The organism is Bacillus sp. KICET-1 (assembly GCF_027721405.1).
In the GTDB taxonomy this organism is placed as follows: domain Bacteria; phylum Bacillota; class Bacilli; order Bacillales; family Bacillaceae; genus Bacillus; species Bacillus velezensis.
Map to the genome: position 1 here is coordinate 3,842,515 of NZ_CP113515.1, position 10,731 is coordinate 3,853,245.

At 46.1% G+C, this 10,731-nt stretch carries 13 protein-coding genes; 2 read left to right on the top strand and 11 right to left on the bottom strand.

Translation table 11 applies throughout. From position 1 onward, the window contains the following. Positions 1-54: 54 nt before the first annotated feature. From OVA33_RS19250 to OVA33_RS19275, 6 genes are all read right to left on the bottom strand, one after another. Positions 55-1,683 (bottom strand): peptide-binding protein, encoded by a 1,629-nt coding sequence (locus tag OVA33_RS19250; protein WP_015417208.1) that lies wholly within the window; start codon positions 1,681-1,683, stop codon positions 55-57. Positions 1,684-1,760: 77 nt separating this feature from the next. Next, a complete protein-coding gene (locus OVA33_RS19255; RefSeq protein WP_014417412.1) occupies positions 1,761-2,750 on the bottom strand; it encodes an ABC transporter ATP-binding protein in 990 nt (329 codons plus the stop codon). Beyond that, a complete protein-coding gene (locus OVA33_RS19260) occupies positions 2,747-3,733 on the bottom strand; it encodes an ABC transporter ATP-binding protein (RefSeq protein ID WP_017417448.1) in 987 nt (328 codons plus the stop codon). The genes OVA33_RS19255 and OVA33_RS19260 overlap by 4 nt, the downstream gene beginning before the upstream one ends. Positions 3,734-3,906: 173 nt before the next feature. Further along, positions 3,907-4,692, bottom strand: coding sequence for a DUF2268 domain-containing putative Zn-dependent protease (locus OVA33_RS19265; RefSeq protein ID WP_017417447.1), 786 nt, complete (start codon positions 4,690-4,692; stop codon positions 3,907-3,909). Positions 4,693-4,775: 83 nt separating this feature from the next. Continuing rightward, positions 4,776-6,014 (bottom strand): beta-ketoacyl-ACP synthase II, encoded by a 1,239-nt coding sequence (fabF, locus tag OVA33_RS19270; protein WP_025649581.1) that lies wholly within the window; start codon positions 6,012-6,014, stop codon positions 4,776-4,778. Positions 6,015-6,036: 22 nt separating this feature from the next. Next, a complete protein-coding gene (locus tag OVA33_RS19275; RefSeq protein ID WP_007409122.1) occupies positions 6,037-6,975 on the bottom strand; it encodes a beta-ketoacyl-ACP synthase III in 939 nt (312 codons plus the stop codon). A 167-nt stretch (positions 6,976-7,142) separates the two neighbouring features. On the opposite strand from OVA33_RS19275, the gene OVA33_RS19280 reads away from it, so the two are divergent. After that, a complete protein-coding gene (locus tag OVA33_RS19280) occupies positions 7,143-7,361 on the top strand; it encodes a hypothetical protein (protein WP_007409123.1) in 219 nt (72 codons plus the stop codon). Positions 7,362-7,389: 28 nt separating this feature from the next. On the opposite strand, the gene OVA33_RS19285 is transcribed toward OVA33_RS19280, so the two are convergent. The 4 genes from OVA33_RS19285 to OVA33_RS19300 all read right to left on the bottom strand — a co-directional run bounded on the left by OVA33_RS19285 (position 7,390) and on the right by OVA33_RS19300 (position 10,021). Further along, the gene (locus OVA33_RS19285; RefSeq protein ID WP_003155061.1) at positions 7,390-7,581 is read right to left on the bottom strand and encodes a ComZ family protein; all 192 of its coding nucleotides are present in this window, start codon (positions 7,579-7,581) and stop codon (positions 7,390-7,392) included. Positions 7,582-7,593: 12 nt separating this feature from the next. Beyond that, on the bottom strand, positions 7,594-8,547 hold the full coding sequence (locus tag OVA33_RS19290) for a BMP family ABC transporter substrate-binding protein (RefSeq protein ID WP_014417407.1): 954 nt from the start codon (positions 8,545-8,547) through the stop codon (positions 7,594-7,596). Between the two features lie 90 nt (positions 8,548-8,637). Continuing rightward, positions 8,638-9,204 carry a Rossmann-fold NAD(P)-binding domain-containing protein gene (locus OVA33_RS19295; RefSeq protein WP_025649580.1) on the bottom strand — a complete coding sequence of 189 codons (567 nt, stop codon included), beginning with the start codon at positions 9,202-9,204 and terminating at the stop codon, positions 8,638-8,640. Positions 9,205-9,286: 82 nt separating this feature from the next. Further along, positions 9,287-10,021 (bottom strand): lipase family protein, encoded by a 735-nt coding sequence (locus OVA33_RS19300; RefSeq protein ID WP_014417405.1) that lies wholly within the window; start codon positions 10,019-10,021, stop codon positions 9,287-9,289. Positions 10,022-10,281: 260 nt separating this feature from the next. On the opposite strand from OVA33_RS19300, the gene OVA33_RS19305 reads away from it, so the two are divergent. Next, complete coding sequence (locus tag OVA33_RS19305; RefSeq protein WP_007409129.1) at positions 10,282-10,467, top strand: YjzD family protein; 186 nt, start codon at positions 10,282-10,284, stop codon at positions 10,465-10,467. Positions 10,468-10,503: 36 nt separating this feature from the next. Here OVA33_RS19305 and OVA33_RS19310 read toward each other — a convergent pair whose 3' ends face one another. Then, positions 10,504-10,683 (bottom strand): YjzC family protein, encoded by a 180-nt coding sequence (locus OVA33_RS19310; protein ID WP_003155070.1) that lies wholly within the window; start codon positions 10,681-10,683, stop codon positions 10,504-10,506. Positions 10,684-10,731: the final 48 nt, after the last annotated feature.

Sequence of the window (10,731 nt, forward strand, 5' to 3'; positions counted from 1 at the left end):
TTTTTAAATAGGATAAGAGAGGAAAGGAACCTCCTTCCCTCTCCAGGGCTTTTGCTATTTTTGATCCAGCCACCATTTTTCAATATTGTACAAGTCATTTTTAGGGTGGAATACATAGCCTTGTAAATTATTCGGCATCGCTCTGTGGTAATTGTAATAGAATAAGAAGCTGTACGGCTGATCTTCAGCAATCAATTTGTATATCTCTTCATATTTCTTTTGGTATTCTTTTCTGTCTGTAATTGTCTTCGCTTCTTCAAGCAGCTTGTCGACTTTCGGGTTTTTATACCAGATATTATTCAGCCCGTTTTTCGATTGGCTTGAATGGAAGATAGAGAACTGATCCGGGAACGTTGCAAGACTCCATCCGAGAAGAAGAGCGTCATAATCCCAATTAGGGGCACTTGTCTGTTCGATTAACGCACTGAATTCAACAATTCGCGGTTTAGCCTCGATTCCCACTTCTTTTAATTGCTGCTGAACGACAACAGCTAAATCTTCACGAATTTTATTGCCTTGATTCGTTTTAATTTCAAATGAGAATTTTTTCCCGTCTTTATCAAGGTAGCCGTCACCGTCATGGTCTTCCCATCCGGCTTCTTTTAGCAGCTGCTTTGCTTTTTTCGGATTATAATCAAATGTCGGCACTTTAGACTTCGGATAATTCCATGACAGCGGACTCTCAGGAACATCCGCTACCTTACCGTCTCCGTTCAGCACTTGATCCACCATTGCCTGCCTGTCAAGAGCGTAAGTCAATGCCTGACGCACTTTTTTGTCCTTAAAGATCTCTTTTTTCTCATTCCAGCCGATATAGCTGTAGTTTAAGCCAAGGTCAGATTTGACCTTCACGTTTCCAAACGTTTTAACCGTATCAAAATCTGTGCCCGGCACAACGAAGAAATCAATGTCCCCCGCTTTTAACTGGGCCACGGCCGCGTTAGAATCAGGAATTGTTTTTACTGTCACTGTATCAAGGTAAGGTCTGCCGCCAAAGTAATCATCATTTGCTTCCAGTTTGACATACTCGCCCTTTTTCCACTCAACAAACTTAAACGGACCGGAACCGATTGGATTTTTACGGTTAAATTCATTCTCTCCCAGATCTGCAACCGGCACCTTACCCAATATATGTTTAGGCAAAATGCCGTAACTGTCGAGAACGACATTATAGAAATAGGCATCTTTTTTCTTCATTTTAAACTGAATTTCATATTTTCCTTTTTTCGTTACGGATTTAAGGGACTCAAAACCCGAGCCACGCTCACCGTTGTAATCTTTGTTAAGAGGGATGCTGTAGGTGAAAACAACATCATCGGCGGTCAGCTCTTTTCCATCATGGAATTTAACGCCTTTTTTCAGTTTTACATCATACGTTAATCCCCCGTCAGCTTCTGTTACTTTTTCAGCCAGCGACGGCTTGACGTTTAATTTCTCATCAGTTTCCAATAATGTGCTGTAAAGCATTCCTTCAATATCAGAACTTGCAACATCGGTAGAATAAAGTGGATTAAAAAGTGTGGGTTCCCCGGTTGACCCGACAACCAAATCTCCGCCTTTTTGCGGTTTTCCTGCCGGTTTGGATTCGGTGCTTGTGGATTTTGAACCGGAGCAGGCTGACAGGAAGATGGCGAGCGCCATAAAAACACTTAGCATCATCAGTGCGCTTTTACGTAATTTCATATCAATTCCCCCTTTGTGATATATATGCAGCAAACTGGTTATGTAATCCGGCATACCCCCTCTCGATGCTTGTCATTTCAGGCATATAAATGGCAGGCGACGTAATGGCCGGGAGCGGCTTCTTCAAATGCCGGGATTTGTTCCTTGCAGATCGGTTTGGCCATCGGGCACCGCGTGTGGAACACGCAGCCTTTCGGCGGGTTTGCCGGGCTTGGCAGTTCTCCTTTCAGGATGATTCGTTCCCGCTTGACGGCGTCTTTTTTTCTCGTGACGGGCACTGAAGACAAAAGCGCCTGCGTATAAGGGTGAAGCGGATTGCCGTACAGCTCGTGTTTTTCAGTCAGCTCCATCATTTTTCCCAGATACATGACGCCGACTCTGTCGCTGATATGGCGGACAACACTCAAATCATGAGAAATAAACAAATAGGTCAGGTTGAATTCTTCCTGCAGTTCTTCCATCAGATTGATGACCTGGGCCTGAATGGAGACATCGAGCGCGGAAACGGGTTCATCCGCAATAATCAGCTCGGGATTCAATGTCAGAGCCCGCGCAATCCCGATCCGCTGGCGCTGCCCCCCGGAAAATTCGTGCGGATAGCGGTTTGCAAAGCTCGGATGAAGGCCGACTTTCGCCAGCAGCTCCTCCACTCGCTCGTTCCGCTCGCTCATGCTGTACATATGGTGAGTCTGGAACGGTTCTTTAATAATGGAACGCAGCGTTTTCCTCGGGTTAAGGGATGCGAAGGGATCTTGGAAGACCATCTGGATGTTTTTGCGGACGCTTTTTCTCAGCTTTTCTTCAGATAAGCCGGAAATATCCTGCCCCTTAAAAAGAATCCGGCCGTCTGTCGGCTTGTATAAACGGATCATCGTCCTTCCCGCCGTTGATTTGCCGCATCCTGATTCACCGACGATGCCGAGCGTCTCCCCGCGCTTCAGTGAAAAAGAAACACCGTCAACAGCCTTTATATCACCGACTTTCCTTTGAAAAAAACCGGAGCGGATCGGGAAATATTTTTTTACGTCTTTCAGCTCTAAAATCGTTTCTTGGCCTGCAGCTGTCATTTTGATTGGGCACCCTCTTCCTCATATAAAAAACATCTTACAGAACGGCCGCTTTCATGCGTTATCAGCTCCGGCTGCCCTGTTTTGCATTTGTCCATCGCTTTTGAACACCTCGGGGCGAATCGGCAGCCTTCCGGAAGATTATCCGGTGTCGGGACACTGCCTTTGATCGCTTTTAATGTATCAATCCCTCCATCTATCACCGGTATGGAGTTTAACAGCCCTTCGGTATACGGATGAAGAGGGTTTAAAAATAAGTCCTCCACACTCGCGCTCTCTACGACTTGTCCGCAGTACATCACGATCACCCTGTCTGCGGCTTCGGAAACCACACCTAAATCGTGAGTGATCAGCAGAATGGAAGTATCGAATTTTTTGCAGAGGTCTTTCATCAGCTCCAATACTTGGGCTTGTATCGTCACATCAAGCGCCGTCGTCGGCTCATCAGCGATCAGAAGCTTCGGATTGCAGCTGAGCGCAATGGCGATCATCACCCTCTGTCTCATCCCTCCGGAAAGACGGTGCGGATATTCTTTCATCACTTGTTCCGCTCTGGAGAATCCGACGAGTTCCAGAAGCTCAACGGCTTTTTTGGACGCTTCTTTTTTATTCATTTTTTTATGGTATTCAAGCACTTCGGTAATTTGTTCGCCGATAGTCAGCACCGGATTCAGGGAAGTCATGGGCTCCTGAAAGATCATAGAGACGTCATTTCCGCGGATTTTGCAATATTCGTTTTCGGTGAAGGAGGCCAGGTCTCTGCCTTCAAGCTTAATCGAGCCGTCCATAATTTTTCCGCCCGAGCCTTGGACAAGTCCCATAATAGAAAGCGAGGTGATGCTTTTGCCCGAGCCGGATTCTCCTACAAGAGCGACGGTTTCGCCTTTGTTAATGTGAAAATCAACCCCGTCGACTGCGGGGATCGGCTGTTTCTTTCTGAAAAAATAGGTCTTTAAATTATTCACTTCTAATAGTGTGCTCATGATACGCCCCTTTCTCATTCCGCTGAAGCAGAGGGAAACATACGTTTCGCTATCACAAAATATAGAATAGTCGAAAAATTTTATAGTTGTATATTATTACATCATTATTACAAAAGCAAGAATTTTTTAGGATAAATGTAATATCCTTAAATAATTTCCATTCTTTTAATCTATTAAAGCGTTGCCTCCAGAAAGGTTTTTGAAGGAATGGCCAATGCTTCTTTTACTGTTTGTTGGTGGTCGGTTAAATATTTTTTTACTATATTGAATCCGACGGCATAGCCGAGCATTGAGGGGAAGTATCCTTTTCCGTATAACAGCTGGGAAAACATTCTGCTGTCTCTCGTTAAGCGGAGGTTCGGCTTGACTCTTTTTTCAAACAGAAAATCAAGCTGCTCAGGCGTATAGTAGGACGTCCATTCCGCCGTAAGACTTGAGCCGAACCGCTCATATACAGCATATTCTGCCAGCCCCTCCATCATGATTGTATCAAGAAATGTCTCATCTTTTTCGTCCTTTGTCACATGTTCTAACCGGCAGACGTGATTATATTCATGTGTCATAAGGGCGGATACAGCTGAATTGGAACTATCCGACGATAGAAAGAGGAACATTTTGTCCCGAAAGGCCAGACCGGATTTTGATCCGAATTCCTGACGGATTTTCCGGTTTCGTTCATCGACGGGCAAAACTACGATCGGCACGTCCGGCCCGTTCCACTTCTCCTTTAAATAGGCTTCCTCCTTTTGAATATGGCTGTAGCATCCTTTTTCTTTCAGCCGTTTACTGGTCCTAACGCCATCCTTCAAATGGCGGAACATGCCGTGGTTTTGCAGCATGCCGAGTATCGGCTTCCACTCTTTCTTATCGGCCCCTGAAAAAAGCGGCAAAAGATGCGGGGCCAGATCATTTACGGATGCCGCCTTTTCCATCCATTGATATGTCTGCTTGACGCTCATACCGGTTCGCCTCCTCTTGTTGTTATCATATGCACGCACAAAAAAACCGGCCACCTTTTTCAGGCAGCCGGTCAGAAACTGTATTATTGATATTTTTTAAAGATCAAAGTGGCATTATGTCCGCCGAAGCCGAGCGAGTTGCTGAGAACGACGTTGACATCCTGCTCGCGCGCTTTGTCCGGTACATAATCTAAATCACACTCTTCATCAGGTGTTTCGATGTTAATCGTCGGCGGGATAATGCCGTCTTTAATGGCCATGACGGAGAAGATTGCTTCAATTCCTCCGGCAGCGCCTAACAAATGACCCGTCATTGATTTTGTCGAACTGACGGCAAGCTTGTACGCATGATCACCGAAAACGGTCTTAATGGCTTTTGTCTCATATTTATCATTGTAGTACGTGCTTGTGCCGTGAGCGTTGATGTAATCAATTTCTTCAGGCTTGATGCCCGCATCTTTGATTGCTTCCTGCATCGCTCTCGCACCGCCTTCCCCGTCTTGGGCAGGCGCGGTAATGTGATAGGCATCACCCGTTGAGCCGTAGCCGACAATTTCCCCGTAGATTTTCGCACCGCGGGCAAGGGCATGCTCAAGCTCTTCAAGCACGACGATCCCCGCGCCTTCTCCCATGACAAAGCCGTCACGGTTTTTATCAAACGGGCGGCTTGCCGTTTTTGGATCAGGATTTGTAGAAAGGGCTTTGTTTGCGCTGAAGCCCGCAAATGACATTCTTGTCAGCGGCGCTTCCGTTCCGCCCGTAATCATCGCATCGGCATCGCCGCGCTGAATGACTTTAAACGCGTCACCGATAGAGTTTGTTCCCGTCGCACATGCCGTCACCGTACAGGAGTTGACTCCTTTTGCTCCGAGAGCGATTGAGATTTGGCCTGTCGCCATATCAGGAATCATCATCGGAACAAAGAAAGGGCTGACCCGTCTCGGCCCTTTTGTCAGGAAGATTTCGAATTGGGATTCAAGCGTTTCAAGACCGCCGATTCCGGACCCGACCCAAACGCCGACTCTCGGCGCGATCTCGTCTGTGATGTTCAGACCGGCATCTTGAACGGCCATTTTCGCGGCTACGACAGCGTATTGCGTGAAGCGGTCCATTTTTCGCGCTTCTTTTTTATCCATGTAATTTTCAATATTGAAATCTTTCAGTTCAGCAGCTACTTTCGCCGGATACTCGTCCGATTCCACACGTGTGATCGGTCCGATTCCGGATACGCCGCCGATTGCATTTTTCCAGCTTGTTTCGGCGTCGTTGCCAAGCGGAGACAGGGCTCCAAGCCCTGTAACGACTACTCTTTTTTTACTCATCTTGTGTGCACCTCACTTTTTTTTATCGTCCCCAGCGTATTGCTATGGCGCCCCATGTCAATCCTCCGCCGAAACCGACCATGACGATGACGTCGCCGTCTTTAATTTTGCCTGCTTCCAGTTCCTCTACTAATGAAATCGGAATGGATGCTGCGGATGTGTTTCCATATTTATGGACTGTTTTAGACATCTTTTCAACCGGAAGCTCCAAACGTTCCCGTGCCGCTTCCATGATGCGGATGTTTGCCTGATGCGGAATCAAAAAGTCTACGTCCTCTTTGGAGAGGCCGGCTTTTTCAATGACATTTACACTCGATTCACCCATTTGCCGGACGGCGAATTTGAATACTTCTCTTCCATGCATGATTGTATGCCCTTTTTCATCTAAGTACAAGTGCTGACCGCCTGTACCGTCTGCTCCGAGCTCAAATGACAGTATGCCTCTGTCGTCGCTGACCGGTCCGATGACCGCCGCTCCGGCTCCGTCTCCGAACAGCACAGCCGTATTGCGGTCGTCCCAGTCGGTAATGCTTGAGAGCTTTTCCACGCCGACCACGAGGACATGTTTGTATGTTTGCGATTCAATGAATTGTTTGGCGGTTACGATACCGTACATAAAACCCGCACATGCGGCGCTGATATCCATCGCGCACGCTTTTTTGGCCCCGAGCTTCTCTTGTATCATACAGGAAACGGTAGGGAAAGACTGGTCAGGAGTAACCGTCGCCACGAGGATCATATCAAGCTCCTCAGCGGAAATGCCGGCCTGATCAAGCGCTTTTTGCGCAGCCTCAGCGGCCATGCCGGATGAATACATATCTTCCGCGGCGATTCTTCTTTCTTCTATACCTGTTCTCGTACGAATCCACTCGTCCGATGTATCTACCATTTGTTCAAGATCATGATTTGTCAGCACTTTTTCCGGGATGTAACGGCCGACGCCAAGAATTCCAGCTTTCATTGGAAAAGACTCCTTTTTTATAATGAATTTAAAACTAATTAGTTATGATCAATTATTAGTATCAGGTACTAATTCTACCCTATTTTTTTTCTGTTGGCAATATATTCGTCTAAACTATCGGACGCTGCTCCTCATAGAATAAAAGGAAGACGAAAGGAGGCTTCACTATGGATATTTTCTCCAAAATGATGTTCGGCGATTCCAGAGACCGGGATAAAGAACCGGAAGAAAACCCGGAGCAGCCTCAGGCTGAAAACGAAGAAGAGATCGATTACAACCACGTGATGAATCAGCTGGGGTCCATCATGAACTCTCTGGATCAATTAAAGCCCGTATTTAAAGACTTCGCGCCGATGGTGTCCGCTATAAAGAAAAAAATCATGTGAAAAGCCACTTCATGAAAAGTGGCTCTCTTTATTTATTCAGCTCCCCGGCATCAGATCTGCCAAGCTCATACGCTTCCGCCATGACCGATGTAAACAGGTCCATAAACGGCTGAATCATTTCCATAGACAGATCTATGCCGGATTTCTCAAGCTCCGCCTTTGCTTCCGGCAGGTATTTCATCGCGATCTGCATAAATTCAAGAGACTTTTCATGCTGCATGTGTATCCACCTCTATTCATTTGACGGCAGTTCATTTGTTCTGTTATACGTTTTGACAAGGTCTGAGATTTTGTCTTGAAATGCTTTGTCCACCAGAGGGCTGAACGTCCCCATTTCAACGACTCCTTCCCTGAAATCAAAGTTGTGATCTCCGCTCTTGAGCGTACCTTTATTATATTGCTCGGCAATTAATGTATAGGCTTTATCTACGTTTTGCACCGTGCTTGTCAGCACCGTGTTTTTGCCGAGATTCGATTGCTCGGCGACATAGCCGATGGCGTAAAGCCCGTCTTTTTTGATTTGCTGAATGACAGGAACATTATACCCGTCTCCGGCCGGATATACAACATCCGTGCCTTCCGCTTTTAACTTCTCGTAAAGATGCAGCGCTTCATTGCCGTTATCCCAGTGGTCCGTAAATTCAGTATTGACGGTGATATCAGGCTTTTCATATTTCGCTCCTTTGATAAAGCCGTCTACTTCAGGCTGCCACAAAAAAGAGGCGATGACGCCGACCTCATTGTTTTTTGACATATGGGCGGCCGTCATTCCCCCGAAAAAGCCCATTGCTTCTCCCATAAGATGAACGCTTGTGACATTATCGCTTTTCGCCGTTCCGTTTGCGACGACGAATTCCATGTCGGGATAATCCTTGCTGATCATATTGAAAATTTCCTCGTATTCATTTCCGTGCCCGTATAAAAGATTGACTCCTTTTTTATGAAAATCATCTATCGCTTTTAAAATATCTTCATCGGATCTGATATTTTCTTTATAATAAACGTCAACGTTAAATTCAGATTGTATCGCTAATAAACCTTTGTAACCTTTTGTCCCCCATACCAAGTCACTGATGGTATCGGGAAAAAGCATTCCGACCTTCTCAATTTTTCCTTTAAACGGAGTTTGTGCGCATCCGCTCAATAAAAGGAGGACAGAAAAGGTCATGACAAGCCTGGTGATCAAGCCATGTTCAACCCCTTTTCAAACTCATAACATGTATAAATTGATATACGTTTATTGTAGCGGTAATGCACATAACATGGAAGGTATTTCTTAAAAAATGTCGAATATTGATGAAAATTGTCTTTTCCACTCTTTAATTTTTTCTTCCGCTTCCGTTTTTTGTGTTTTTTCTTTTATTTCCAGGGTAATAATCTGATTTTCGTCTTCTGTACCGTCAGCCTCAAGCTGATTCATCAGCCCGCAGACTGCGTCTTCTAAAAAGACCCTGCTTTCGCCATCTTCTTTTGCTTCCGTCCACGGACCGTAGAGGGGAGGAAGGATAATCGCTTTTGCCGTATCCCGCTGACCGTTTTTTTCCCAGTCTCCGTGATCCTCACTGTAAACAATCCAATATAAAGGCTCAGCCCTTTCTTCAGGCAGACACCCGCTCCCGTATTGAACGCAGATACGATCGTATTCCTTTTCACCGATTTCATCTATTATTTGAAAAAGCCCGTTTCTCGCGAGCCACATTAAACGTTCTTCTAAATACAGCTGCCTCGTTTTGTCCTCCGGTTCTGCCAAAATGACATCAACATGCACACCCTCATCCATCAACCGTTCGCACAATGAAAGGCCGAGAAATTCATCTGCTCCAATGATCAGCGCTGTCTTCATCACATCTGCCGCCTTTCCGGTTTTTCATTCACACACAAGCCAAACAGCCCTCTGAAAAGAGATGGCTGTTGTATTCTATTCATTACAGGTCTTTTTCATGACTGCGGAAAAACCGGCAGATGGCTCTGTACATACGCGCAGGGTTCTCAAGCAGGTGATACGTGATATCAGTCTTGCTTCCGGTCTTTTCCCGGGCTTCTTTATACGCGTTCGCATGCAGGGTGTACGGGTACGGCGCTCCGGTCGTTCTTTGCCATATATGTACCGGCGCGCGGGTGCGGCAGCCGGTAATGGTCTGATAGCTCAGTGAGCTTGCCTCTTTTTCAGAAACACCGAAGCTTTGTGCCGTTTCCCTCAGAAACTGCTTATAAAAAAACTTATTTTCTTTCTCTGATTCAAAATGGGCTTGAAGATCAAGACAAGGATCTAACATTGCGGCTGAACGGATATGCTCCGGTGAAGACTGCAGCAATTGATCGGCGATGAGGGCGCCCATGCCTTCTGCGAGCAAGTGTATTTTCGGATTGAGGGTTTCTTGTTTCAGCACATAATGAATCAGCTGTCTGGCGTAAAGGACGGCTTTTTCCGAACCCCAATGCCGTCCGTATAAATTGCTGTTGAAAATGGTGTACCCTCTGTCAAGCATCGTATTTAACAGCTGGTTTCTCCCTTCATGTTCGAGCCAAAAGCTTGAGTCCCGGCTGACAAAGTGGGTTCTGTCCCCCAGAATAAAGATACAGAAGCCGTTCGGCCGATACGGCAGATGGATGACGTTCAGCTCAGATCCGAATTGGAAGAATCTTTCCGTTATCCCCATGCCTGCCCGCCTCCTTTTACTCCTAATCTCTCTATTGGCTATCATATGTAAGAAGAATGAAAACAGATCGGATAAACTCCTATTTGCTGCTATGTTTTGGCTATTATCCCGAGCACGGGAACCGAATTTTCCTTCAGACGGCCTGACAGGCGGGCAAATGTCAGGTTCAGGCGCGCTTTTTGATGAGAAAATGACCTTCCGCCCGCGCTTTATGTATGGTATGATACAACGTAGAATAAAATGAAGGACGAGGTGGAAACGTGCGGTTTATTATCGGTTTTATTTGGACGTTCCTTTTAACACATATGGCCTGTTATTTGGTCGCCTCCATGAACAGCGCGGCGTACAATTTCAAGCAATCATCCGTTATTGCCGTGGTTATTGCGGTGCTAGTCTTTGTTCTTGCGGAGATCATGCCTGTCAAACAGGATGCAAGCCAGCATTAAATAAAAAAACCTGCTATTCAGCAGGTTTTTTTGTGTTCACGGTTTTCGTTGATACGTCCACAATCTGTTGTGGTTTGAAGTTTCAGGGAACATTTCTCCCACTGTGAGCTTGATTTTCTGCGGATTTTTGACCATGCTTCCCGTTTCGCCGATTTCAACGTACACACCGTTATTCGGCGCTTTTTGTCCCGGGCGGAATTGATGCTGCTGTCCCACGTCATTTCCTCCTTTTTCTTTTTTATGTAGTATGCGCTTGTATGCGGA

What these genes read in the sequence shown, in the direction of transcription:
- OVA33_RS19275 (WP_007409122.1), bottom strand. Translation starts at nt 6,975, where the DNA reads ATGAAAGCTGGAATTCTTGGCGTCGGCCGTTACATCCCGGAAAAAGTG.
- OVA33_RS19280 (WP_007409123.1), top strand. Translation starts at nt 7,143, where the DNA reads ATGGATATTTTCTCCAAAATGATGTTCGGCGATTCCAGAGACCGGGAT.
- OVA33_RS19250 (WP_015417208.1), bottom strand. Translation starts at nt 1,683, where the DNA reads ATGAAATTACGTAAAAGCGCACTGATGATGCTAAGTGTTTTTATGGCG.
- OVA33_RS19255 (WP_014417412.1), bottom strand. Translation starts at nt 2,750, where the DNA reads ATGACAGCTGCAGGCCAAGAAACGATTTTAGAGCTGAAAGACGTAAAA.
- OVA33_RS19285 (WP_003155061.1), bottom strand. Translation starts at nt 7,581, where the DNA reads ATGCAGCATGAAAAGTCTCTTGAATTTATGCAGATCGCGATGAAATAC.
- OVA33_RS19260 (WP_017417448.1), bottom strand. Translation starts at nt 3,733, where the DNA reads ATGAGCACACTATTAGAAGTGAATAATTTAAAGACCTATTTTTTCAGA.
- OVA33_RS19295 (WP_025649580.1), bottom strand. Translation starts at nt 9,204, where the DNA reads ATGAAGACAGCGCTGATCATTGGAGCAGATGAATTTCTCGGCCTTTCA.
- OVA33_RS19300 (WP_014417405.1), bottom strand. Translation starts at nt 10,021, where the DNA reads ATGGGGATAACGGAAAGATTCTTCCAATTCGGATCTGAGCTGAACGTC.
- fabF (WP_025649581.1), bottom strand. Translation starts at nt 6,014, where the DNA reads ATGAGTAAAAAAAGAGTAGTCGTTACAGGGCTTGGAGCCCTGTCTCCG.
- OVA33_RS19265 (WP_017417447.1), bottom strand. Translation starts at nt 4,692, where the DNA reads ATGAGCGTCAAGCAGACATATCAATGGATGGAAAAGGCGGCATCCGTA.